Genomic DNA, 24,381 nt, shown 5'->3' with positions numbered 1-24,381 from the left:
TGCTGATACAAGGCCCTGGCCATCGACGATAGGGCGTAAAGCGCGCCCGTGACGCGCGGTCTCAGCGGGTCGCGTCCAGCGGTGGGGGCGACGAGGGCGCGCGCCTCGTCGAGCGCGTCGATCGCCGCGGCGGCGGCGTCGTCGAACGTTTCGTGTCGGACGCGGGACGCCGAGGCGTGGCGCGGGGTCGGGCGTCGGTTGGCGCCGATGTTGCAAACATGCCTACTCATCGCGAACCATCCGACACGCTCAGGAAAGCCTGGATTTCGGCTCGATTCGAAGAGGATGCGAGATTCATCACGCGCTCGTTCGAATTCACGAGCGACCCGAGTAAGCTGTGCCGGAATGTTCTACGTATCGAAGCTCGCAGCGCTGCGGATCGCGGGGGTGTTCGTGCTGGCCTCGCTCGGGGGCTGCTCGAGCGAGGCAAGCAAGGCGGGCGAGGCGAGCGGGACGAGCGGGGCGAGCGGGACGAGCGGTGAGGCGCAACCACCCGCCCCGAAGTCGCTGGCCGTCGTGTTCACGCCGAAGGGAGGCACCTTCCAGGCGTCCGAGCCCGTGGAGCTCACGGTCGAGGACGAGCGCGCCGCGGTGCACTTCACGACCGACGGCTCGCTCCCCACCGCGAGCTCGCCGGTCTACGTCGAGCCGCTCGTGCTCACCGCGTCCACGCGGGTGCGCGCCCTCGCCGTCGTCCCTCACGCCGCGCTTTCCGGGGCGGGGGGCAGCGGGGGGGCGGGGGGCAGCGGGGGGGCGGGCAGCGACGGGGCCGACCTCCTCGGGCCGATCGCGAGCGAGGCGTATTTCAAGGTCGCCGCCGATACCGCGGAGTTCAGCTCGGAGCTGCCGATCGTCGTGATCCACACCTTCGAGTCGAGGCGGCTCGACCCGCTCGAAACCGAGTTCGTCCCGGCCACGTTCATGCTGCTCGAGCCCAGAGATGGGCAAACCAAGCTCCTGGGCCGCGCGAGCTTCGATGGCCGCATCGGCATCCACGTCCGCGGCGCGACGTCTCGCGATTTTCCGAAGAAGCAATACGCCGTCGAATTTCGTGACGACGCTCTGGACACGGATCTCGACCGGGAGTTCCTGGGGATGCCGGCGGACTCCGACTGGGTGCTCAGCGATCCGGTGAGCTTCGATCGCTCGCTCATCCGCAACGCGCTCGCCTTCGAGATGAGCAACCGCATCGGCCGGTACGCGCCGCGCACGCGCTTCGTCGAGGTGTTCCTCGTCGACTCGGGGGCCGACGTGGCGGAGAAGAGCTTCCTCGGGTTCTACACGGCGATCGAGAAGATCAAGCGCGGTCAGGATCGTGTCCCGGTGGCCAAGCTCTCGGCCGACGATCTCACGGAGCCGGACGTGACCGGCGGCTTCCTCTTGCGCATCGACAAGGGCGAAAATGACTTCAAGGCCGCCGGCGAGGAGCTCCAGTTCGTGTACCCCGATCCGGAGGACATGCTGAAGCCCGCGCGAGAGCCGCAGCTCGACTTCATTCGCGGTTACATCGACGACTTCGGTCAGGCCGTCGACGCGGAGGACTTCAAGCAGCCCGGCAGCGGCAAACACTATTCGAGCTTCATCGATCAAGACGCCTTCATCGACCACAACATCATCAGCGCCCTGACGAAGAACGTCGATGCCCTGCGGATCAGCACGTACTTCTTCAAAGATCGACAGGGCCTCCTCTCGGCCGGTCCCGTGTGGGACTTCGACCGGAGCCTCGGAACACCCTACGATGAACGCGCGTTCGAGCCAGAGGAGTGGAAGCTCGAGGGCTCTGACGGGACCGACTACTTCACGGAGGGCTGGTGGGGGTCGCTGTTCCGCGATCCGGCGTTCAAGGCGCGGTACAAGGCACGTTTTCTGGCGCTGCTCCAGGGCGAGCTCGCGCCCGACGAGCTCGACGCCATGGTGGACGGCCTGGTGCGCAAGGCGGGAGCTCCGGCCGTGGAGAGGAACTTCGCGCGCTGGCCGGATTCCCCGCCTCTCAATGGGTCGCACGACGAAGAGATCAGCCTGCTCAAGGACTTTCTCCGCAGGCGGGCCAGCTGGATTCACGACGAGCTCATGACATGGTGAACGTGCGTTTCATGAGCGCGGCCCAGGCGACGTTGCGCGACGTCGCGAACAACGCCCTGTCGAGCAGCCGCCCCGAGTGCAACACCGAGATCAGGATGAGCAACGATTTTGAGAAATGGATGCGCCTGGCGATCGAGGAGGCCGAACGGGCGCGCGGAGGAACGGGCGACAACCCCTGGGTCGGCTGCGCGATCGTGAGCGCCGCCGGGGAGCTCCTCGGCAGCGGGCATACCCTGGGGCCGGGTGAAGATCACGCGGAGATCGCCGCGGCGCGCGCGGCGCACGCGCGCGGGCTCAGCGTTGTCGGAGCGACGCTCTATTCGACCCTCGAGCCCTGCTCGTTCCACGGCCGCACGCCGGCGTGCTCGCGATCGATCGTCGAGCGCGGCGTGGCCCGCGTCGTGATCGGGATGAACGACCCGAACCCGCGCGTCGACGGCGAAGGCGTTCGCATCCTGCGCGAAGGGGGCGTCGAGGTCGTGGAGGGCGTATGCGAAGCGGAGGTCCGCCGGCAGCTCGGGGGCTGGGTGCTCGATCACCATCCTCACGAGCCGCTGCGGCGCGCGCTGACCTTGCCGGCATCGGATCGCGTCCCGCGGCTCGCGGAGATCTACGGCGTCGATCCGTCCCGAATCGAGGCGCTGCTCGCGAAGCATTAGGGATCGCACAGAGATCGAGCAGAGCAGGGTCGTGACGCTCCGCGCTTCCTCGAAGGCGCTTCTGTCGATGGCGGGGCTCGCGCTCCTCGGCGCCGCTGCGCTCGCGTCGCGGCGCCCCGCGCCGAGCGCGCCCGGCGGCCGCGCCGCCCTGCGTATGCCGCTCGGGCCTACTTGCTTCGGTCCAGGTTCACGACGCGTGTGCCCGCGATGTGATCATGCACGCAGCGCCGATCCTTGCGAAAGATGAACAACACGTTGACGAGGCTGAGGACGGCGCCCACGTACGGGATCAGAGTCACTACCGACGTCGGCAGGAGCCGCCGCAAGACGATCGTGCCGAAGGCCGCGGGCTTGCCGTCGCTGGCGTTGACGATCTGTATGTTCAGCGCCTTCTTACCGATGGTCTGCGCGCTGCGGGCGAGGAACGTGCCGTGCAGCACCAGGGTGAGCACGAACCCCGCCAGCGCCCACAACAACGACTGCGGAAACGGCGGCTCGGAGACCTTCGGAAAGTCGCGATAGACACCGCCCAGATACTGCAGCGGGACGAAGATGATGAGGGCCAGAACCGCGTCGATCATCGCCGCCCAGAAGCGCGACATGCGCGACGCGCTGCCATCGTAGGCTCGCTCCGAGTCAGTCTTCGGCTCGAGCGCGGTCGGCGGTTGATAGGGGTTGGGAGCGGATTGGGCCATGGCTCATGGAACGCCGATCGCCGCCGCGCGTCAATTGGCAACCGGGGTTGCGTTTGTCACTGGTAACGAAGCGCAACCCCCGTCCCGAAGAACACGCCGACGCCGCCGGCCGCGCGAATCGAAGCTAGGTGTCCGCCAGCAGCAAGCGCTCGGCGGCGTCAGCGTGCATCGCGCGGATGGCGTCGAGCCGACCGCGCCATGCGGGGCTGTCGCGGAGTTGCTTCTCGACCTGCAGCGACAGCTCGGCGGCCGACAGCGCGGCCGCAAGTCCGCCATGCTGGATGAGCCAATCGATCAGGGAGGCGGCGAGCCCGGGGTCCTTCAGCTTGCCGGTGGAGGGGCTCCGGCGCGCGGGCTGTTCGTCTACCAGGGCCAGATACTCCGACCATAGCTCCTTGTCGAACCTGACCTCGACGAGATCGACGTCGAGGATCTCCTTCAGCGAGGCGGCGGCGATGAAGCGCAGGCCTGCAGCCTTCTGAACCAGGCCGAGCGCGATCCGGAACGCCCGTGGCCTGGGCGCGAGCCGCGCCAGCCGGGCCGCGGCCCAGGTCCGACCGCCGCTCGCCGCTGCGACGAGCCGGGCCAGCGCCGCCTGCCAGTGGGGTAATCCGGCGTCGTTGGGAAGGCGGCTCAAGGACTCGACAGCCTGGACCAGGACGCGGCCGGGGGTGCGCGCCTCGGCGAGGAGCCTGGTCGCCAGACCAAGCCCCTCCGAGCACAGGTCATGCTGGGCAATGCAGACGCCCGCTGCCGTGGAAGCGATGCGCTCGTCGCCGCATTCGACCAGCGCCTCGGCCAGGGCCACGAAGCCGCGAGCCACCGCGGGTCGCGCCTGCGACTCGTTCGGGAACAGGAGCCTCGACCCGGGGTTGAGCAGCGACCACGTATCCGGCATCGTCGTGATGCCGTCGATCAGCACCTGTCGGACGTCGGCCTGGTCGACGAAGCGCAGCAACCCCGCCAGGATGTCCGGCCGGATGCTGGGGTGCAGGTCCTCGGACCGCCACGCCTCCATCAGGAGGTCACGAGCCTCCACGGTCGCAGCGGCCGAGACCCTGCCGGCGGCGTTCTTGCGGTTCACGACCGCGCAGTCCTTCGACAGCAGCAGCTCACGGTACGGCGCCAGATCGAACGGGCCGGGCATGCGCTCGGACAGCACGTTGAGGGCGCTCATCGCCGCGCGACCCACCACGCCGGATCTTCGCGCGCGCTCCAGGAACAGCCGCCGGAGCTCGGCGGTCGGCGGAGCGATCCGGGCGCACCGCGCCAGGATCGCGGCGGCGACCGGCCCGGCCGCTCCCGGCAGCAGCTCGATCAGCAGCGGCGCGTCCTCGACGCGGCCGATGGCCTTCACGCGCCTGGAGAGATCGAGGCTGGCGTCCCGCGCCACCCGCAGGAGATGCTGCGTGAAGCGCCTGCGCTGGGAGGGCGTCCACCGCCCGGGGGCCGATCGAGAGATCGCCGCCACCAGATCGGTCTTGTGGGGATCGGTGGTGTCGTCCCGATCGAGCAGCGCGTCGACCAGGGCAGTCTCCTTCAAGCTGATCTCCGGGACGTACCCCATCACCTCGTCCAGCGGCCCGTTGCATGTGACGGGCTTGCGCGGAGGCCGCGGCGTCTTCGGTGCTCTTCCGAGGAGCAGGTCCACGATGAGCCGCTCCGCCTCGGGCTCGTAGCGACCGACCGCCACCGGTCCCAGCATGGGTGTGGTGCCGTCGAGGCGCACGCCCTCGTAGGCCGCATGGAGCCGGGCGGCGAGACTCTCGGCGATACGCAGCGGACTGGGCAGATACTCCGTGGACGGCGGCTTGTAACCAGGCGCCGGCGCCTTGTCGGCGCGCCAGCGCACCCGGGGATCCAGGCGAATTTGAACCAGGAGCCCGAGCAGCTGCGCCGCGCGCGTGATGCTGTCCCGGAGGATCGCTTCGCCGATGGCCTTGTGCACGGCCCGCTCGGCCTGGGCCAACGTGGTTGCGTTCGAATCGCGCGACTGCACGGTGGTGAGCAGGGCGTCCCTGTAGGTCTGCACGGGGATCTCCGAGACCTGACGATCGGACAGCTGGGCCAGCTCGGCCATGACCAGATGGCGGCTGGAGCCGTGCCATGCCGGCTCCACCTCGGCGAGGACGGACGCGCAGGTCGCCGGGTCGGCGCCGCGGCGGAGCGAACGCACCAGCGCAACCATCCGCGCCGCGCGCTCGCCCCGGTCCGTGGCCACACCCAGCGCCTCGTGCTCGGATCGCAGCTGGGCAAGGTCGAGGTGCTTCTCGAGGGCCTGGAGCCGCTTGCGCCGCGTGTCCGGATCGACGGGAGGACTCAGGGCCGCCGCCGTGAGCCGTGTGACGCTCGCCGGTGGCATCGTGGCCAGCCGCGCATCCATGCCACGACGGGGCGACCATGCCGCCTTCGCGGCCTGTTCCAGCTCGGCGCCAAGGAGACGTTCGCGCTCGGTCAGGGGCAGGAAGCGGAAGAGCGGATCGGCGGAGGCGTCGAGGGGCTTGCACCGGCTCCGGAGCTCCAGCACATCCTCGGCCGGCAGCGTCGAGATCGGCGGCGATCCGGAGGGAGGCGGACCGCTCGAGAGAGAGACAGTCCAGTCGTTCCGGCGCAGGACCTCGAGCAGCTCGGCCGGGCAAGCCATCACCAGGGCGTGGATCGCGCTCGCATGCAAGGCATCCCGCCGCACGAGCAGCGCCAGGGCCTCCCTGGGAGTTCGGGTGCAGAACAGCGTGCCCTCGTCCGCCGTGATCTTGCGCCTCGTCGCCAGCGCCACCCGAAGGGCCCGCTCCGGCGCGCGCGCCAAAAGCTCGCGCCACGCGGCCTCGTACTCGGCGGCGTGATGTTCCAGCGTGTCGAGATCGCATGTCGCGAAGAGGCGTGTCGCGAGCCCCACACCATGCCTGGCGATGACCAGGGGAATGACCGCCGTCGCCTGGGCGACGAGGCGGCGCCGCTGCATGATCATGACCACCCCGCGGGCCTCGCGGCGATTCCCCTCGCGCAGCACCTGGAGCAGCGCTTCGTCCGACACCGGCACCCGGCGCGCCGAGGAAAGCGCGGCCCGACGCATCATGGGGTCACGCAGCGCCCTCTCGATGCGCGCCACGTCCCGGCGATAGGTCGCCAGGTCCAGCGCCAGCCGCCGCTCGTCGCCGTCGCCCCCATCCAGCGCGGCCATGACCCGATCGGCCGTGGCCTGATCCCAGCCGCGGGCGAGCAGGGCAAGCGCCCGCCCCCGCTTCGCGAAGCTCAGGCTTCCGAGTCGACGAACCTCCGACAGCGGTTCCACCATGCGCCGAGTCTAGACGAACGCGACGACCACGTGTGGGGCGTCGCGGCTCCCGCTGATGCTGGTGCAGGCGGCGCAGGCGCGGGCGACGCAGGCGCGGGTGCAGCGGGCCGAGGCACGTGGCCCGGGCACGGTTCAGGCTTCGCGGCGCGGGCCAGCGGTTTGGGCGTCACGGCAGAGCGCAACGACGAGCGAGGCCCGAACACGCCATGGTACGTCACAAGGGGGATCTTCGGCGGAGGAATCCAAGCCGCGTGCCGGGCCATGAACTCCATTGCACACGTGACGCGGTGAGTGCGTCCCCGCCGAGGTGTCTTCAGCAAGTACACGATGCGTCCATCGGGCAGGAGCTCGATTCGAGCGAGTGCGAAGGCCAGGCGGGTGCAGTGCCGCACGAGCCTCTCGCGCCCCTGATCGTCATCCGCTGCGATGCGCTCTTCGTAATGCGATCGAACGGGGGTGGTCTGCCCCCGGGTTTGTCTGGCGGCGCTCTGGGGTCCCCTGGTAACGTGACCGCAATTGCGGCGGCGTGACGTCAACAGCGCCGCAGTTCATGAGGAGAGGCGATGGCGGCGCGGGCGCGACGTTGGCAGCGTGAAATCGTGGCGGTTTGGTGTGCGAGCACGCTCGGTGTCGCGTCCGGCGGATGCGGATCGTCGACCGGATACATATGCCCCTGCCCTGCCACCGCGCCGATCGTCGGCTACGAGGGCTACGCGGATTTCGCGGCTCCGGCTCCGCACCAGTGCCCCGCCTGCGCGTGCGACCCACCGGAGGCGACGTGCGAGGTGCCGACGGAATGGAGGGCCTACGCCAGCTTCCCGTGCGGCGGCCCCGAGGCTCCCGCGACCTCGTTCGCTGCCTTGGAGGGGTGGGACGGGACCTGCACCTCGGCGAACGCCGTCGAGGCCGGACGGACCTGCGATGGCGCCCCGTGCGTGCAGTCGCTCTCGATCCAGGCGCCTCGCGTCGTCTCCGCAGGTTGCGCGCCGAGGGGCGCGGAGGCGCCGGAGAGCCCCGACGAGCCCGCGACGGCGGGGAGCTTCGCGATCGTCGCCCGGGCGTGTACCGGCAACGCGTTCCCTCCGTGCGCGGATCCGGGCATGACCTGCACGCCGGAACCGCCGATCGGTGACGCCGCGCCGCTGAGGGGTTTCTCACGTGCATCCACCACGAGGGAGAGCGGGACTGCCCCGCCATGTACCCGGACCGGCACGTCTTCTACGCCGGCGTCGAGGACACCCGCGGCTGCGCTCCTTGCGGCGGCACCGAGCCGACCGGAGCGACGTGCAGCGTCCTGGCCTCCGCGTTCAGCGACGAAGGGTGCTCGCAGCTCGTTGCGGCCCAGGTGATCACGGCCGCCGCCGCCGACTGCGGGACGGTCGCGACCGGCACGGCGCTCGGAAGCAAATCGGTGAGCGTCGTCAGCCTCGATCCCGGAAAGTGCGAAGCGTTCGGCGGCGAGGCGGTGGGCACCATCGCGCCGAGCGCGGCGGCGACGTTCTGCTGTCAACGCGCCAGCTCTGTACCGGCCTGAGTCGCCGGCTCGTTCCGAGCTCAACAGGGGCCTCTCCAGGAGATGGCAGGCCGCGAGGGGCGCGCCCACGGCCCCCGCGCGCGCTCGCGGCCGCCTCATGGGAATGGCTCCCGCAGGCGCGTCCGATGCTTCGCGAAACCACGCGGAGGTTCAGAAGAAAGCGATCAGACGGAGTGCCACCGCCTCCGAGACGGGCGCCGCGGACCACCCGTCACCATGGATCGGCCGAAAGAACGGTCGAAGCGTGTTGACCAAGAGGTCGCCAGTGAGCTGCCCGGTGAGGCGGGCCGAAAGCGGCACCTCCATTCCCGCACGAAGCCCGAAACCTGCATGGGGTCGCGCGAACTCCCTGCCGGTGCTCTCCCTGACCTGCCACACCCCGCCTGCCGTGGCGACGGCGCAGCCGAAGAACCAGTCCGCGTGACCGCAGGGAACCAACGAGCCGCTCACCCCTGACACGCCGAAGATTCGACCGCGGGAAGGCTCGGTGTCGATCGGAAGGTCCCCGCGGGCCTCCAGCGAGAGCGAGAACCCCTCCCAGCGGACACCGGCGACCCCCGAGAACCCGACCACCACGGAGGACGCCACGCCGGCCCCGAGCAGGACTCCACGAGCACGCCGCAGATCGGGCTCGAGAGCTCCTGGCGGCCAAGCGCCCGGCCATCGCTTTCGTGAAGCGCGATCTCTCCCTGGAACGCCGGCCCCCTGCGCTGGACGACCACCTCGACGCGCCACGCGCCGTCGCGCACGAACGGGTCGACCCCGCCGAGTTGGCTCGCGACGATCTCCCGGGGGCTCGGCTCCTCGGGGCACCCCTCGGTGCCAGGGCCCCGCGTGTAGGACAGGCGCGCGCCGTGCGGCGCGACCTGCGCGAGCGCCACGGACGCCGTCAGGAAGAGCGATGCAGCGAGCGGCAGCGCGGCGCGGTTCATCCTCCGGATCCGGCTGCGGGCGAGGAGCGGGCCGGACATGAGCGGAGCGCCGTCATCTGTCAGCCGTCGTCATCCCTACTATTTCCGGGAAGGTCCCCCGGGTTGTTGCGAAATCGTGCGCCGGAGCCGAAAAAGAGCGCGCGAGGTGTACCGGCGACATCTCCCCCCAACCTGAGAGCGATGTCACCACGCCCCGCCGCACGCCGTCATGAAGTAATGTCCCCAGACCGGAGAGGTCACGAGGGCGGGCACGACGGCGGCGCCGGCGAGCGATGCCAGGACGGCTGCGTCGGTCGGGAACACGGTACGAAGGGGACGCGATCCCTCCAGGCGGTCCAGGCAACGACGAGGACCAGCGCCGCCACGAGGGCGACGAGCATGCCCGCGGTCGGCATCGCCAGTACGTCCCAGAGGGCCCTCGCCTTGCCGGACAGCGAGGTATCATGGTGACCTTCCGTGACGCGCCACCGCGAGTTCACCGCGTGATACGTGTTCACGTTGAACACGAAGACCCGCCCCTCGAGCGCGCCGGGGCGCGGCCCCGCCGCTCCCGCGCCTGTTCGTCTGCTACGCTGCCGGGGAGTAAAGAAGGGGAGTTCATGATGAAACCGATGATGACCCACGTCGCGCTCCACGTAGGCGACCTCGACGCGACGATCGCCTTTTATCGCGAGTTCTGCGGGCTCAAGGTGGTTCACGAGCGCAGCGACGCCGGCACGCGGGTCGCCTGGCTCGCCGAGGAGGGGAAGGAGCGGACGTTCGTCCTGGTGATGATCGAGGGCGGCCAGCGCGCGCCGCAGGCGCCGGAGGACATGAGTCATTTCGGGTTTGCGCTCGAGAGCCGCGCCGCCGTCGACGAGATCGCGCGCCGCGGCGGAGCGCACCTCGTCTGGCCGCCCAAGGATCTGCCCTATCCGGTGGCGTATTTCTGCGCGCTCAAGGACCCGGACGGCAACTACGTCGAGTTCTCCTACGGCCAGCCGCTCGGGCCCGGCGCCGAGGCGCACGACGCGGCGTTGCTGGAGGCTTCGGGCTGAACTAACCAGGGTCGACCCCACTTCGACCCCTCCGGGGCCGAGCTCTCAGTAGAGCGGGTGGAGCGGGATCAGCTCCGCGATCTCGTCGAGCTCCGGATCGCCGCCCGGGTTCGCCGCGATCACCTGCTCGCGCGCGGCGTGCAGCGCCTCGCTCGTGCCCGCCTTGAGCGCCTCGGCGTAGGCCACGATGGCCTTGCCCTTGACGAGCTGCTCCTTGCTCCCGGCGGCGAGCTCCGCGAGGGTCGCCTCGCGGCTCGCCTCTTTCGCCTCATGGGTGAGCGGCGTCTGCCAGCGCGCGCGCACGGTGAGGGTATCCTCGTCGTTGATCACGCCCGGATCGCACCCGCGCACGAGCTGGCTGAAGATCATCGCGTCGCCGGGCGCGAGGTGCTGCGGCTCGACCTCCTCGGGGTTCGTCGAGTACTCCTCGCCGTAGAACTTCTCCATCTTGAAGTACCACGGCATGGTGAGCTCCACCTGGACGCCGCGGGCGGCCACCTCCATCACCTCCGCGAAGCGATCCCGGAACATGTGGAACGCCTCGTCCTCGTCATCGAGATAGACATAGGCGCCGCGCCCCTTGTCGGTCACGACGTCCATGAGCACATCGTTGTAGCCGAACGCCGGGCCCGTCCCGACGCCCACAAGGTAGATCGCCTCCTGGTCGGCGTCCTCGGCGTGCAGCGCGATGAGCTCCTCGGAGGTGACTCCCACGTTGGCGCCGCCGTCGCTGACGAGGATCACCCGGTTGATCCGGCCTTCCTTGAAGTGCTCCTGGGCGAGCCGATACCCGACCCGTAGGCCACTCTCGAGATCGGTGCCGCCGCTGGCGGAGAGCTCGTCGGCCGCCGCGAGCAGCACCGGGTCGTCCGGACCGTCCACCACGTGGCCGTTCAAGATCACCGAATTCTGGGTGTTCCAGGTGACCATGTTCACGACGTCGCCCTCGGAGAGGCTCGCGGCGACGGCGCGCACCGTGGCCTTCTCGCGCGCCATCGGCTCACCGTCCATCGATCCGGAGGTGTCGAGGACGAACGTGACCGCGATGGGGCGGCGCGGGCTCGGCGGATCGTAGGAGCGAACGCCGATCTGAAGGGCGTAGCTCCCCGCCTCCTCACCGGGCTCGATCTGGGGCTCGACGCGGAGCTCGCCCTCGTCCGGCGGCGCGTAGTCGATGCGGTAGTAATTGAGGAACTCGTACGTGCGCACCTGCCTCGGCTCCGGCGCGATGCCCGAGCGGAGCAGCTCGCGCACGTGCACCGGCGAGCTCATCGAATTGGAGTCGTCGGCCGACAGGTACAGGACCACGGGCTGGCTCGAGTCGAGCCCCTCGCAGGTGAAGGCCGGGGCCGCGCCGGCGTCCTCGTCCGACGGCGCCGGGGGCGGCTCGGGCTGGGCGCCATCGGCGACACCCGCACCGCCGCCGGCGCCGCTGGAAGCGCCGGTGCTGCCGGCGCCGGTGCCGGTGCCGGTGCTGGCGCTGGCGCTGGCGCTGGCGGCGCCGATGCTGCCGGTACCCGTGCTGCCGGTGCCGTTGCCGGCGCCGGTGCTTCCGGTGCCGATGCCCTCGCCGTTGTCGAAGGGCGGCTCCGGGTAGGGACCGTAGCTGCAGGCGACGAGCCCGGCGCCGCCAAGGAGGACCGCCGATACAGCGTGAAGACAGAGAGATAGGGACGCGGAAACGGTTCGCACTGGCACCCTCCTCCGCGATGCGACCGCACCGCGCTCGGGACGGCCCGCCGAGCAACATGGGTGCCGTGCGCGCAATGCCATCCAGACGCCGCGCCGCACCCGAGCGCCGCTGGTCCGATCGCGCCGGATCGCGCGGGCCACGCAGCTCAAACCGCGGCCATCTGCGCTCCGGCGGCAAATACCATGACAGCGTTGTCAGGCTCTCGTCTCAGGTTGGCGCATGCTGGCATTGCTCGACCCACACGGACGCGACACATGCGCCGCCTGGAGGCCACACGGCCGCCCAAGCAGAAGAGATGACCTCGTGCAATCTGGACAGATGGGTCACTTCGTGCCGACTCTTGATTCGAAGCTGAACGCGCGCGCCACGAGCGCGCCCGAGCTTCGAGCATGACCCGGAACGCCTCGACCCTCGTGGTATTCTCGAGCGCGTGGGGCAGACTACCCGCGTCGCGCCCGCTCTGATCCTGGTCGGGGTCTCCGCGTTTCTCATCCTCACCGCGCTCGCCGCGGCCGCGTATCCGGGCGGCACCTTCTGTGACGCGAGCGCGCCCGGCTACGATTTCTGGGGCAACTTCTTCTGCGACCTCACGCAGCCCGTGACCCAGCGCGGGGTGGACAACACGCGCGCGCGCTCGCTCGCGCAGGCCTCGTTCGTCTGCTTTTCCCTCGCGCTCGTCCCGTTCTGGTGGGTTCACGGCGCCCTGCTCGGCGGCCGGCTCGGCGGCACGGTTCGCGTGTTCGGACTGCTCTCCGCCGCCGGCACGAACCTGATCGCATGGCTGCCGTCCGTGGTCTCGCCGCTGCTCCACGCAGTGTCGGTCTTCGTCGCGACGATCCCCGGGCTGCTGGCGACGCTCCTGGGCGTGACCGGCGCGTTTGCACGGGGCAATGCGGGCGAGAGCCGCTCGTCACCGTTGCGCTTCTCGGCGTGGCTCGGTGCGCTTTCGCTCGCGCTCGGCAGCGCGGACGCCGCATATTACGCATATGCGATTGCGGTGCCGGGCTGCCACGTCCTTTTGCCAGCGCTTCAGAAGCTCGCGGCGCTTTCGGTGATCGGGTGGATGGGCACGATTGCGCGCGTGGGTGCCGCGCGTGGGGCGCGGTAGCGCGTCGAATGGCGCCTGCGACCCACGCTCTCGAGCCTTCTGTCACCCCTGGGCGTGAACCCGACCCCGTTCCTGGGTCTGCCCAAAGCGCCCCACGCACGCAAAGTTGGGCTATGCTCGTCGGGTGGCAAGAACGCACAAAAAACGTGGGGCACGCACCGGAAGGTGAGTATGTCCAATTCATCGGCACCCATGCCGAGTACGACAGGATTGACGCGACGAGCGTATGAGGGCACCGCGATGATCGAGCCTGTTGTGAATAAGGAGAGTCACGGTCGGGCGCTTCGCAGAATCGAAGAGCTCTGGGACGCCGAGCCAGGTTCGCCCGAGGCGCAAGAGCTCGATGCGCTCGCGACGCTAGTCGACGCGTACGAGCGCAGGCAGTTCCCTATTGCGCCGCCAGACCCGATCGCAGCGATCGAGGCGCGCTGCGAGCAACTCGGGTGGACTCGCAAGGAGCTTGAGCCGCTGATCGGCTCCAGGGCGCGCGTCTCGGAGGTCCTGGGCCGCAAACGGGCGCTCACGCTCCCGATGATCCGAAAGCTCCACGCATCGATGCAGATCCCGGCCGAAGTGCTGATCGCCCATCCGCCTCATTCGCGTCGGGAGCCGCCGCCGCGGCGAACGTCGGGACGGAGCGCTCAGGGCAAAGGCGCGAAGCGCGCCGCGTGAACGGCGGATTCCATCTGACTCGACTGCGCGTCGTGACGACAGCGACGCATGCGCGCTTGCAGGCGTCCCGGCGAGGCGGGGATCCAGCGGCGTGCGCGCGTGCGCGCAGCCGTGGTAACCTCGACGCCGTGCCGCCCCCCTATCCAGAGCCGTTTGCAGCGCTGGCCAGCGCGGACGGCGTGGCGCTCGGCCCGACCGGCGTGGCGGCCTACCGCTCGCCCGCGTTCGAGGCGTACGAGGCGGCGGTTCCGATCGCGGCGCAACACGAGGCGCTCCTCCTGGACATGGTGCAACACGCGACCCCTGCGGGTCGCCTGTACGCGGCGCTGCTTCTTCAGCGCATGCAGTCGGTCCGCGCGCGCGAGACCTGGGAGCGCCTCGCGCGACAGGACGAACCCGTCTCCTATGCGCCTGGCGGCTGCTCCATCTTCGGGACCACCCTCGCCAGCTTCGCACGCGGCATCTTGCGCGATGGGACCCCGGGGCTGTTCCCGGCGACGCCGACTGCAGGCGAGGAGCCCGCCGCGCGATCGACGGCGCCCTCGAGCTCGCGCGCAGCGGCGCTCCGAGCCTGGTTCGAGCAGCACGGCTGGAAGTGGATCGGTCTGTTCTGGGTGATCCTGGCGCTGATGCTGTGGCTGGGGTCGTCGCGTTGAGGCGCGTCTCCACCCGGCCCACGCACGACGAAGGTCAGCGCCGCAGGAGCGCTCACCATGGACAGTGAGTCGAGGACGATGAGCGCGGGTGTTGCGCTGCTTCCCGTCGAACAGAGACGGGCGATCCGTGCCGAGACCCTCGCTTCGTTTCAGCGCTTTGCCGAGACGGTGCTCCGCTTGCGGCCGCGACTGCGCTCGATCGCTTTCCAGGTCAGGCGCGGTTACCGCGGGATCCAGCATGGGCTGCGCTATGCGTGTGACGCGACGCCTCCGGCCGAGCATCGCTGCGGCGACGTCTCGAGCTGGTGCAACTTCTGCGAGGTCTGGGATGACTATCTCCCCTGGACATCATGGCTCGATGGCTGGAATGAGCGGCCCGGCAACGCCGAAGCCTTTCTCGCCTACTGCAAAGACGACGTCACTTTCACGACATACGCCCTGGTCCGGCGTGCGCGCGGCAATTTCCTGTCGAGGTGTCTCAAGCTCACCGACCCGGTATCCGTCGAGATCGTCGCGCCGCTGCTTCAGCCGTGGTTCGAGCCCGACGGCGCGATCGACCAGATCGTGCAACCTTCCGCGGAGCTTCGCCCGTGGCTCGATGCGGGGAAAAACGTCGGCGCTCGGTGCTCACTGGGCCGAGTGGCTTGGTCCGCTGCGGGTCGTGGTAGGTCCGTCCGGGATGGCTTTCAGCGAGGGCTTTCCAGAGGTCGTCTCGGCGTGCTTTGCGAGCGATGCCGCTGTGGCGGCGTGCGCGGAGGATCCGGCCTGGAGCACGGTGGAGCAGCTCGAGCTGCTCGACCCGCGAGATTTTCCGCTGCGGGAGGGGGTTTTCATCGACGACATTCAGCCGATCACGCGCGCGATGAGGTCGCTGCAGGTGCTGGACGGCGTGCGCTCTTCGGGATTGCGCAGCCTCGAGGCGCTCGGTACCGAGCTGCCGTTGTGGCGGCTCGGCGCCAAGCTCGCGTCGACGGATGATCTGGAGCGCTTGCTTCGCGTGCAGTGCCTTCCCGAGCTCACGTCCCTGGACCTCGAGATCGAGTTCTCGATGGTGCCCGAGAGCACGGTGTGGAAGCAGTTGTGGGACCTCGCTCCGTGGGACCGAACGCTGACCGACTTGACGGTGCGGGTCGTGGCGCATCTCGAGCTGTGGAGCTCCGCGCCGGCTCGCCCGGGCGTGAGACTTATCCACAGCGACTCCGCTGGCTGGCTCGAGCTCGAGGCCAACGAGGGCGGGAAGTTCGCAAACGCACGCTTCCGGGCCAGAACGCGCGATCTCGACGGTCTGATCGAGCTCCTTTCGCGGCTGCCTTCACTCGAGCAGGTCGAGCTCGACCTCGGACAAAGAGCGCTCATGAGCGCGGACGAGCAAGCTGCTTTCGAGCATGCCCTCGCTCGGATTCATCCCGTGGCGCGGCTCGTGACGAAGGAGCAGCTGGCTTCTGAAAGAACGACGTTCTCCTGATCGCGGAGCAGCTGGCCACTCCAGAGCGACCTCGGCGGCGCTCATCGGGGTGTTCTGGTCGCTGGCGTTGCTCGCGCATGCTGCCGCCGCGATCGCGGCTTGGGAGCTGCTTCCCGGCGGTTTTCCCCTTCTTCACGCGCGTTTCTTCGCGAACCGCGCTCTGCCGGCGGTCGCGGTCGGGAGCGTGATCGCCGTCGGTGTTCTGGCCGCGCGACGGTCGGCGGGCGCGCGTGGGTTGCTGTTGCTCTTTCCGGCGGCGTGGCTCGGGGTGGCTCTCGCTGCGGGGACCATGTTCCCGGAGAGCGGCAGGACGGTCGCGTTCGGCGCGGGTTGTCTGGCGGTGGTCCTGTCGCTGGGCCTCGCGACGGCGTGGTGGCGGTTCGGGGTCCCGCCGCGGCTGACCTGGCTCGCTGCGCTGCCCGGTGTCGCTTTCGGTGCGGGCTTCATGGCCGCGCAGCGGGCGCCGGCGCCCTCGACAGCTCCGTTTGCTGCGCCCGAAGTCGAGCTCGGCGGCGATCGCTGGACGCAAGCACTCGCTGCACCCGCTTCGTTCGACGTGGCTCCGTGGCTTCGCGTGGAGCCGGACTCGGGGGAAGTTTCGGTGCAGGCGGGCGCGGTGGGCATCGTCGTCGAGCCGCGGCTCGAGTTCATTTCGCGCTCGCCGGATCGTTTCTGGACGGTGCTCGCGCCCCTGCAATGGCGCGGCGACTCGCCCGTTCGTCGTCTCGATCGCGCCGATCGCGAGCTCGCGGTGGACTACGCGGACGAGGGGAGCCTGCGTGTGAGGGCCACTTCGGATCAATCTGCCGCCATCGACGCGCGAACCGCGCTTCAGGTGCCCGTGTTCTCGCACCTGAACTCCTTCACGCGCGTGTCGATCACCGGCCATCGCCGGCTCGGTTTGCGGTTCTCGCCTTGCCCCGAGGTCGTGGTCGAGGTGATCCACTTCGACTATCCGTTCGGCGCGCCCGCGCGCTTCGCGTACCTCGACGCCGGCGGCACGTTTCGCGTCGTCCAGGCGAGCGATGCCGAGAAGGGGCCGTTCACGACGCTCGGCGAAGGCCGGCTCGCCCGCGGCGAACCCCTGAGCGTCGTGCTCGTCGAGAAGGGAGAATCGCCACCCCGCGAGCTCGCGACGATCGTCTTCGCCGACTGGTCACGGCAGCTCTCGACGGAGCTCTCGCCCACCGCCGGCTGGGGCCTGCCGCAGAATGCGTTCGAGTTCGGTCTCGCCTCGAACGACCCTTCGTCCGCGGCCTACCTCACGCTCACGCTGGCCGGGACGAGCGTGGGGCGCGGCTGGGACAGCGTGGGTCACGCCGCCGGCAGCTACACGAATCGGATCGAGATCCGGCGGCCGCCGTCCAGGTGAAAGAAGGGGGACGCTCGCTCGTTCCTGGGTTTGCGCCGCCGGCGCTTCGGGTCGAACATGGCGGCCATGAAGGTCATCGTTACCGGAACGACCGGCATGGTCGGCGAAGGCGTGATGCTCGCTTGTCTCGCGGATCCCACGGTCGAGCGGGTCCTGTCGGTGGCACGCCGGCCGTCGGGGCACGCGCATCCGAAGCTCGACGAGTGCTTGATCCCCGACTTTCGCGAGCTCGGCCCCTTCGAAGCGCGGCTCTCGGGCTACGACGCGTGCTTCTACTGCGCCGGCGTGAGCTCGGTTGGCATGAGCGAGGCGGAGTACACGGCGATCACGTACGACACGGTGCTCGCCTTCGCGACGACGCTCGCGCGCCTCAATCCCGGCATGGTGCTCACGCACGTCTCGGGTGCGCACACCGACTCGAGCGAGCAGGGCCGGGTGATGTGGGCGCGCGTGAAGGGCAAGGCCGAGAACGCGCTGATGCGCCTGCCCTTTCGCGGCGTTTACAACTTCCGGCCGGGCTTGATGACGCCGGTGCCGGGACAGAAGAACCTGAAGCGAGTCTACCGCTTCCTGCTTCCGCTCGTCCCGCTCATGAAGCTCGTGCTCCCGGCCCTGAAGCTCGAAGACGTGGAGCGCGCGATGGTGCGTTCCGTGACGAGCGGGGCTCCGAGGCAGGTGCTCGAGGTCGCCGACATCAAGGCGCTCGCATCGGCGTAGCGAGGCCGCTCACGCGGCGACGAGCATCCGTTCCCCGTCGCGCCGCGCCGCCGCCCACGTCTCGTCCCACGCGGCGTCGGCCTCGGCGCGCGGGAGCTGAGAGGGCGGCGACCCCGAGGGCGGCGAGCGCGGGCGGGAGCGAGCGGGAACGAGAGGACATGGAACCTCCGAAAGCCAGAAGGCGGGCAAAGGATCGAGCGAGCGGTCGAGCTGGCGCTTTGGGCCACGCGCTCCGGCGCCCGGTGATAGAACGACCGCCGTGAATCCGCACACGGACGCTGGCTCAGCGAGCAGCGACTACCTCGATCGCCTGATGCGTCGAGGGTCTTTCGAAGCCCTGTGGCCGCTCTTCGCCAAAGCCACGCGCCCCGCCAAGGAAATGACCGAGAGCTATTCGGCGCTCGAGCACCTGCGGCCCTTCATGTCCGGCGCGCCGTGCCGGGTCATCCACGTCGGCGACGGCGCCCACGCCCGCACCGGGGCGTTGTTCGCGCTGAAGACGGAGGCCGAGAACGTCAGCGTCGATCCGGTGCTCAACGAGCCGCTGGTCGAGGCCTGGCGCACCCGATTCGGCATCCGCCGCTTCGCCTGGCAACGCGCCGACGTCTTCGCAGCCATCGAACGGCTCAACGCGTTGCCCGACATGCCCGTGCTCGTCACGTTCGTGCACGCCCACGTCCCCATCGACGATGTCCTCGCCCGGCTGCGCTGGAACGTCGCGTACACGCTCGCCTGTTGCCAGCCAGGTCATCAGCTGAGCCAGCAGCACGACGTGCTCGAAACCGGCGAGGACCCGTACGTGTTATCCAGCGGACGGCGCTTTCAGGTGCTCGCTCCGCGCGCGTGAGCGCGGGACGCCGCGGCAACCGGCGCTGGCCGTCAGCGCACCGGCGCCGGCCTGGCTCTCGCCGGACGCCTCCGGCACCAAGCCGACCGGTAATGACTGGTCTCTGATGGCATAGGGCCTTGTCCATGATCTCCCGCCGCGCCGTGATCGCCGCAGGCGGCCTGTTCTCCGCCGGCGCGCTCTCCCCGGGCCTGGCTCGCGCGGCGGGGCGCGTGCCCCCGCCCCTCCCGACGTTTCCCCTCTCGATCGCGGCGACGGAGGAGGAGGCGGAGAAGCCGGTACGTGACGACGCCTGGATCGACGCGCAGATCGCCGAGGCGGTCCGGCTGTTCGAGCCTGCCGGTGTGGCGCTGCGCAAGGTCGGCTCGCGCGCACTCGCCCCGCGGCTTTCGCGGATCGAGACGCGCGAGGACCGGGACGCGCTCGCCTCGGCGATCGAGGCGCGCCGGATCAACGTGATGGTGGGGGTTGAACCCGCGTACGGCTAATCATCTGACCAGTCCACAAGAGCCCATTTCCGCCGTCCCTGGGCACCCTGCCTACACTTCGGACCCTGCTCAGGACAGACTACAGGGCGACCGGACATCGCCCCTGCAACTCTCGGCGCCGGACTGACGCCGCCGCTGCTACCCCTTCCCGGCGTCCGCCGCCTCGACTGTCTTCTTCTTGAGCACCCGGATGAGCTTCTGCAGGCCGGCCTGAAACTTGGCCTCGTCCTCGTTCGCCCCCTCGAAGTCGGCCACAACCCGATCGCGCACGGCCTGGGCAACGTCCGAATTCGGTGGCTTCCAGCGGGTGAACACGTAGTCGTCGAGCCGAATCGGGATGAGGTATGAGGCACCCCCGTCGCGGGCCTCGCGGGTGAGGATCTCCTCGAGCTCGTTCAGCACGCCCTTGCGGTCGAGCGAGTATCGCGAGCAGATGAGGATCACGCGGTCGTGCTCGTTCACACCCTTTCGCATCGTGCGGTGGAGTTTTTCTCCGGGCTCCGCGTGCTCGGGGAAGAAGAACGTCGTGACCCCGTTACGGTGCAAAGCCTCGTAGAGCTTGCGCGCAAAGGGTTCGTCGGGTGCACCGTAGCTGATGAAAGTGGATTGGAGCATCTTGAACATGTCCGTTTTCAGAGAAAGCGCACAGTCAATCATGTATTCGACAAAAATCTCCGGCATCCCCGCCCGGGCCAGGAAGCGATTTAACCCTGGAGCGCGAACGGAGCAGAGAACTGTCGTATGATCAACGTAGCTCGGGCCAACGTGTTCAACCGGTGGAGTTGCAGCACAGAGCTGACCAAGATCGACTTTTAGTAGCGACGCATGGCCTATGCGTATACTGTCGCATCTCGCACTGTGGAATTGGGTGCGGTATAGCAGCGCACCAATCAGATCCACCTCAGAGAGGTCGGCGTCGGTAAAATTTGTGTTATACAATCTTGCTTCAGAGAGGCTGGATCCGAATAGATTTGCGCGGGTAAAATTCGCACCAGCCAGATTCGCCTCGGACAGGTCCACACCGACTATTTTTGCGTCGGTGAGGTCCGCACCTACGAGATTGGTGCCGGTGAGGTCCCCCTCAGAGAGGTCGGCGCGGGAGAGATTTGCGCGGAAGAGGTGCGCGGCGGAGAGGTTGGCACTTGTGAGATTCGCGCTAGAAAGATTTGCGTGGCGGAGGTCCGCTTCGTCAAGGAGCGCGCCGGAGAGGTTTATCCCTGAAAGGTTCGCGCCGGAAAGGTTTATCCCTGAAAGGTTCGCGCCGGAGAGATTCACGCCGGGTAATTCGGCATTAGGAAACTTCCTTTCGCCTACCTCGTAGCGCGAGAGCAGACCCTTCGGACTCACTCTCATTCGCCGCTTGCCCGTGCCATCGCTGCGCCGCGCGCCCACAGCTCGCATGATGATCGCACGTCCGGCTTCTTGTCCACGATTCCCAGAGCTCGTGCTTGCCCGCTCGCTGCGCATTCCAGCTCGCTGAACGTTACCGAGCGCAGCCCAGGATCCGCATGATCGACCGGAGCGCGCCTGACCTCCGAGCGATGGCGGCTAACCGAGATCGGGGACGCCCGAACTCCGGCGTCCACCGCGCGGGCGCCTGGCGGCCCCGAGACGAGCCGAGCCCACCCGGGGGGCCATCGGCGCCCTCGTGAGGCCCAGGAAGGCGCGTCTGCGGGGCGGGACGGGGGCATCGCTTTCGCGGTCGAGAGGCAGGAAGCGCCCTCGCCGACTGTGGGTGGTCGGAAAACCTCCTGGATCAGGATCTCTGATTTAGTAGGATTTCCGAACACCCTAGGCCGGCCCCGGGTGAGCGCGAGCTTCCGGAGCTCGGTCACAACCTCGGCCGGGGCGCCGCGCTTCCAGGTCAGGGTGGTCCGCCCGATGTCGAGCGCTTTCGCCGCGGCGTTCCGGCCACGGGCCCCCTGGATCAGGCGGCGCAGCTCCTCGACAGCTGCGCCGCGCTTGTTGCGGATAGGAAACCGTAGGACTTTCGCCCGTGTCAATCCCCGCGGGGACGGCGCCTGGCGAGCCGTTTTTCGCCCATCCGACACCCGCTTGCCCCGCCGCAGGGCTGGGGCGGCGTGCTCCGGGCGCAGCCATGCCTCGACGACGGTGGCGTTCGCTCGCCATGACGGGGGCGGGCGGTGTGCCCAGCTACGCGGCGTCGAACCCGAACGCCATCGGTTCCCACGTCGGGTCGCGTGCGGGTGCTGCCGTTCGCGGGTGTGAAGGGAGGTTGAGATGAACGAGGATGCGGCGCACCGCCTTTGGGTCCACATTCGTGGAAAGCGCGAGTATCTTGCATTCTCGTCGCGGCCATCGCAAAGCATCGAACCCGAAGGTGTGTGTCATGAGCACGGCCCACTCGACGTAGGGCGACGTTGCGATGTCGGCGGGTCCGGAACGGGCTGCGTCTCGTCGTGGTAGACAAGGCAGGTCAGGTCGCGCCAGCGCGGGTCGTCGCGGAGCTTGATGAGCCCGGCCCGTGGGGGGAGAAGGTCGCGCACGGCCGTCACACGTTGCACGCGCCGTCTTGACGGACGGGCGCACCCGCGCATTCTTGCAGCCATGTCGCCACGCCGCGCGCCCGTCGCTCCGCTCGCCCTGCTCACCTCCCTCCTCCTCGCCGCCCCCGCCGCGGCGGCCGTCGTGCCGGTCGGCACCACCGACGAGCTCGTCGCCGCGATCGGCGCGGCCAAGGCCGGCGACGAGATCGTCCTCGCCTCGGGCACCTACGCCTTCGACGGCGTCTCCTGCGCGGCCGCAGGCACCGAGGCCGCGCCGATCGTCGTGCGCGCCGCCGAGCCGCTCGGCGCGATCGTCGAGCTGTCGGGCCTCGAAGGCTTCAAGGTCAGCGGCCCGAACTGGCACTTCGAAGACCTCGATATCCGCGGCGTCTGCGCCGACGACTCGGACTGCGAGCATGCCTTCCACGTGTTCGGCGCCGCCAGCCGCTTCACCCTCCGGCGCTCGAAGGTGCGGGACTTCAACGCCCAGCTCAAGATCAACGCCGCGCAGGTGGACGGCGTCTGGACGGCCCCCGACGACGGGCTGATCGAGCTATCGGAGCTGTTCGACAGCCACCCGCGCAGGACCGGCAGGCCCGTCACGAAGATCAACATCGACGGCGGCAAGCGCTGGACCGTGCGCGACACCTACCTGCACGACTTCCAGAAAGACGGCGGCGACGGTGTCAGCTACGCCGCGTTCATGAAGAGCGGCGGCTCGGACGGGCTCTTCGAGCGCAACCTCGTCGTCTGCACCACCGCCGGCTCGCCGGACGGGGCGCGCATCGGGCTGTCGTTCGGCGGCGGCGGCACGGGGGCGGAGTACTGCGCCCCGGCCTACGACCCCGACGTGCCCTGCGAGGTCGAGCACACCGGCGGGACGATGCGGAACAACATCATCGCGAGCTGCTCGGACGTCGGGATCTACTTGAACCGCGCGACGGACACGCGGCTTCTTTTCAATACGCTGATCGCGACGAGCGGGATCGACTTCCGCTTCGCGACGACCAGCGGCGTCGCGCGCGGCAACGTGCTCACGGGCAAGATCCGCGACCGCGACGGGGCCACACACCAGGAGAGTGACAACCTGGCCGAGGTGGGACTCGCGACGTTCCAAACCTGGTACGAGAATCCGAGTCTCGGAGACCTGCACCTCAAGGGGGATGTGGCGTCGCTCGTCGGCGAAGCGCCCGCCGAGACCGCGGTGACCGACGACTACTGCGCGCGCGGGCGGCCGGGCAGCGGGAGCTTCACGCTCGGCGCGCTCGAGCATTCGCTCGGCGACTGCGCGACGGTGCCGCCGCCGGGGCCCTCCGGCGACGGGGGCGCGGGCGGCGGCACCGCCGGCTCGGGCGGGATGGGCGGCGGCACCACCGGCTCGGGCGGGATGGGCGGCGGCACCGCCGGCTCGGGCGGGGGTGAGGCGGGCGGCGCGGGCGGCACGGGCGGGGGCGCAGGCGCCGGCGGGGGCGGCGAGGCCTCCAGCGACGGCGAGGGCTGCGGCTGCCGCGCCGCGGGCGGCGGCGGGAATCACCCCCTTGGCCTCCTGACGGCGGTCCTCGCCGCGTTCGCCCTCCGGCGACGACAGGCCTCCTCGCCGCGGAGCGAGGCCCGGTAGAACACCGATCAGCTTGGCAACCATAAGAATGGGACGCCAGAAGACGCCAAAAGACGTGTAAAGACGCCAAGAGAACAATAAAATTCTGGCGTCTTTTGGCATCTTGGCGTCTTCTGGCGTCCCAACTTCTCGCTGTTTGCGTGCGGCTTCAACCCGTTTGTCGCTCCAGGTGGAGAGGGGCGACTGCGATCCACCCGGGCTCGCGGTGGACCGCAGCCGCCCGCGCCCGGCGTGGGAATTCGCCTTGCGGCGCGGGTCGGCCATACTGCGCAGCATGACGAAGGGAAGCTGCCCATGAGGACGACGCGCTCCATCCGTGGCAGCGACCATGCGCTGGTGCAGCGGATCACGCGCGTCGCCTATGGCGACGACGCGCAGGACCAGTCCCTGCCCGACGGCTGCTGGGACCTCGTGTTCATGAAGCGCCGCGGCCGGCTGCAGGTGCTGCACACCGGTCTGATCACGCACCCGGTGACGCTGGGCTACGAGACCGGCGACGAGTACCTGAGCATCGCCTTCCGGCCAGGCGTGTTCATGCCGGGGGTGCCGGCGACAGGCATGCTGGACCAGGGCGTGCTGCGCCCGCTGGCGAATTCGCGCTCGTTCCTGCTGGGGCCGCAAGCGTTCGAGGTGCCCGACCTCGAGAACGCCGACGATCTGGTGGCACGCCTCATCAGGGCCGGCCTGCTGGTGGCGGACCCGGTGGTGTTCCGCGTGCTGCAAGGCGATGCCGCCGGCACCAGCCTGCGCTCGGTGCAGCGCCGGTTCCTGAGCGCCACCGGTCTCACGGCGAAGCAGCTGTCGCAGATCCACCGCGCGCAGGCGGCGCTGGAGCAGCTGATGCATGGCAATGCGCCGGCCGACGTGGCTGCCGCCTGCGGCTACGCCGACCAGGCGCACCTCGGCAATTCGCTGAAGCGGATCATGGGCAGGACGCCCGGCGAAGTGGTGCGGGCTGCGGCCCGGCCCGAGCCCAAGCGCTGAGGGCCCAGGCGGTCCGGCGA

General features: G+C 69.3%; 23 protein-coding genes. 14 read left to right on the top strand and 9 right to left on the bottom strand.

The genetic code is table 11. The annotated features are described in order from the left end of the window. The first annotated feature begins 345 nt into the window (after positions 1–345). A complete protein-coding gene (locus WME95_RS45725) occupies positions 346–2,082 on the top strand; it encodes a CotH kinase family protein (RefSeq protein ID WP_437905485.1) in 1,737 nt (578 codons plus the stop codon). Then, a complete protein-coding gene (locus WME95_RS45720) occupies positions 2,076–2,741 on the top strand; it encodes a deaminase (RefSeq protein ID WP_437905484.1) in 666 nt (221 codons plus the stop codon). The genes WME95_RS45725 and WME95_RS45720 overlap by 7 nt, the downstream gene beginning before the upstream one ends. Positions 2,742–2,908: 167 nt before the next feature. On the opposite strand, the gene WME95_RS45715 is transcribed toward WME95_RS45720, so the two are convergent. The 4 genes from WME95_RS45715 to WME95_RS45700 all read right to left on the bottom strand — a co-directional run bounded on the left by WME95_RS45715 (position 2,909) and on the right by WME95_RS45700 (position 7,803). Beyond that, positions 2,909–3,436, bottom strand: a complete 528-nt coding sequence (locus tag WME95_RS45715) for an RDD family protein (RefSeq protein ID WP_437905483.1) — start codon at positions 3,434–3,436, stop codon at positions 2,909–2,911. A gap of 124 nt (positions 3,437–3,560) precedes the next feature. Further along, positions 3,561–6,731, bottom strand: a complete 3,171-nt coding sequence (locus WME95_RS45710) for a hypothetical protein (protein ID WP_437905482.1) — start codon at positions 6,729–6,731, stop codon at positions 3,561–3,563. Then, positions 6,689–7,267, bottom strand: a complete 579-nt coding sequence (locus tag WME95_RS45705) for a transposase (RefSeq protein WP_437905481.1) — start codon at positions 7,265–7,267, stop codon at positions 6,689–6,691. Before WME95_RS45705 ends, WME95_RS45710 begins: the two co-directional genes overlap by 43 nt. Before the next feature lie 269 nt (positions 7,268–7,536). Beyond that, complete coding sequence (locus WME95_RS45700) at positions 7,537–7,803, bottom strand: hypothetical protein (protein ID WP_437905480.1); 267 nt, start codon at positions 7,801–7,803, stop codon at positions 7,537–7,539. Between the two features lie 123 nt (positions 7,804–7,926). On the opposite strand from WME95_RS45700, the gene WME95_RS45695 reads away from it, so the two are divergent. After that, positions 7,927–8,265 carry a hypothetical protein gene (locus tag WME95_RS45695; protein WP_437905479.1) on the top strand — a complete coding sequence of 113 codons (339 nt, stop codon included), beginning with the start codon at positions 7,927–7,929 and terminating at the stop codon, positions 8,263–8,265. Positions 8,266–8,711: 446 nt separating this feature from the next. On the opposite strand, the gene WME95_RS45690 is transcribed toward WME95_RS45695, so the two are convergent. Next, entirely contained in the window at positions 8,712–9,236 is a 525-nt protein-coding gene (locus WME95_RS45690) for a hypothetical protein (RefSeq protein ID WP_437905478.1), read from the bottom strand. 563 nt (positions 9,237–9,799) lie between these two features. On the opposite strand from WME95_RS45690, the gene WME95_RS45685 reads away from it, so the two are divergent. Beyond that, complete coding sequence (locus tag WME95_RS45685; RefSeq protein ID WP_437911097.1) at positions 9,800–10,234, top strand: VOC family protein; 435 nt, start codon at positions 9,800–9,802, stop codon at positions 10,232–10,234. A gap of 45 nt (positions 10,235–10,279) precedes the next feature. On the opposite strand, the gene WME95_RS45680 is transcribed toward WME95_RS45685, so the two are convergent. Beyond that, positions 10,280–11,926, bottom strand: coding sequence for a vWA domain-containing protein (locus WME95_RS45680; protein ID WP_437905477.1), 1,647 nt, complete (start codon positions 11,924–11,926; stop codon positions 10,280–10,282). A 599-nt stretch (positions 11,927–12,525) separates the two neighbouring features. Between WME95_RS45680 and WME95_RS45675 the strand changes: the two genes are divergently transcribed. The 3 genes from WME95_RS45675 to WME95_RS45665 all read left to right on the top strand — a co-directional run bounded on the left by WME95_RS45675 (position 12,526) and on the right by WME95_RS45665 (position 14,363). Further along, positions 12,526–13,035 carry a hypothetical protein gene (locus WME95_RS45675; protein WP_437905476.1) on the top strand — a complete coding sequence of 170 codons (510 nt, stop codon included), beginning with the start codon at positions 12,526–12,528 and terminating at the stop codon, positions 13,033–13,035. Between the two features lie 240 nt (positions 13,036–13,275). Then, on the top strand, positions 13,276–13,707 hold the full coding sequence (locus WME95_RS45670) for a helix-turn-helix domain-containing protein (RefSeq protein WP_437905475.1): 432 nt from the start codon (positions 13,276–13,278) through the stop codon (positions 13,705–13,707). 128 nt (positions 13,708–13,835) lie between these two features. Beyond that, positions 13,836–14,363, top strand: coding sequence for a hypothetical protein (locus WME95_RS45665; RefSeq protein ID WP_437905474.1), 528 nt, complete (start codon positions 13,836–13,838; stop codon positions 14,361–14,363). A gap of 348 nt (positions 14,364–14,711) precedes the next feature. Here WME95_RS45665 and WME95_RS45660 read toward each other — a convergent pair whose 3' ends face one another. Continuing rightward, positions 14,712–14,933 (bottom strand): hypothetical protein, encoded by a 222-nt coding sequence (locus WME95_RS45660; RefSeq protein ID WP_437905473.1) that lies wholly within the window; start codon positions 14,931–14,933, stop codon positions 14,712–14,714. Positions 14,934–15,138: 205 nt separating this feature from the next. On the opposite strand from WME95_RS45660, the gene WME95_RS45655 reads away from it, so the two are divergent. The 5 genes from WME95_RS45655 (at position 15,139) to WME95_RS45635 (ending at position 19,252) form a co-directional block, all read left to right on the top strand. Next, positions 15,139–15,828 (top strand): hypothetical protein, encoded by a 690-nt coding sequence (locus WME95_RS45655; protein ID WP_437905472.1) that lies wholly within the window; start codon positions 15,139–15,141, stop codon positions 15,826–15,828. 289 nt (positions 15,829–16,117) lie between these two features. Next, positions 16,118–17,200 carry a hypothetical protein gene (locus WME95_RS45650; RefSeq protein ID WP_437905471.1) on the top strand — a complete coding sequence of 361 codons (1,083 nt, stop codon included), beginning with the start codon at positions 16,118–16,120 and terminating at the stop codon, positions 17,198–17,200. Between the two features lie 66 nt (positions 17,201–17,266). After that, positions 17,267–17,917 (top strand): NAD-dependent epimerase/dehydratase family protein, encoded by a 651-nt coding sequence (locus WME95_RS45645; protein ID WP_437905470.1) that lies wholly within the window; start codon positions 17,267–17,269, stop codon positions 17,915–17,917. 421 nt (positions 17,918–18,338) lie between these two features. Further along, a complete protein-coding gene (locus WME95_RS45640) occupies positions 18,339–18,764 on the top strand; it encodes a hypothetical protein (protein ID WP_437905469.1) in 426 nt (141 codons plus the stop codon). A gap of 125 nt (positions 18,765–18,889) precedes the next feature. Continuing rightward, positions 18,890–19,252 (top strand): hypothetical protein, encoded by a 363-nt coding sequence (locus WME95_RS45635; RefSeq protein ID WP_437905468.1) that lies wholly within the window; start codon positions 18,890–18,892, stop codon positions 19,250–19,252. 138 nt (positions 19,253–19,390) lie between these two features. On the opposite strand, the gene WME95_RS45630 is transcribed toward WME95_RS45635, so the two are convergent. Beyond that, positions 19,391–20,599 carry a toll/interleukin-1 receptor domain-containing protein gene (locus WME95_RS45630; protein WP_437905467.1) on the bottom strand — a complete coding sequence of 403 codons (1,209 nt, stop codon included), beginning with the start codon at positions 20,597–20,599 and terminating at the stop codon, positions 19,391–19,393. Positions 20,600–21,600: 1,001 nt separating this feature from the next. Continuing rightward, entirely contained in the window at positions 21,601–21,810 is a 210-nt protein-coding gene (locus tag WME95_RS45625; RefSeq protein ID WP_437911096.1) for a lipase maturation factor family protein, read from the bottom strand. A 10-nt stretch (positions 21,811–21,820) separates the two neighbouring features. Here WME95_RS45625 and WME95_RS45620 point away from each other — a divergent pair, with 10 nt between their 5' ends. Then, positions 21,821–23,377, top strand: a complete 1,557-nt coding sequence (locus tag WME95_RS45620) for an MYXO-CTERM sorting domain-containing protein (protein ID WP_437905466.1) — start codon at positions 21,821–21,823, stop codon at positions 23,375–23,377. Positions 23,378–23,671: 294 nt separating this feature from the next. After that, a complete protein-coding gene (locus tag WME95_RS45615) occupies positions 23,672–24,361 on the top strand; it encodes a helix-turn-helix transcriptional regulator (protein ID WP_437547209.1) in 690 nt (229 codons plus the stop codon). The last annotated feature ends 20 nt before the right edge of the window (positions 24,362–24,381 follow it).

The sequence above is a fragment of the Sorangium sp. So ce327 genome (assembly GCF_051530205.1).
Lineage (GTDB): Bacteria > Myxococcota_A > Polyangia > Polyangiales > Polyangiaceae > Sorangium > Sorangium cellulosum_B.
Note: the sequence above shows the minus strand (reverse complement) of the source record. Positions and strands in the feature narration are given on the sequence as shown.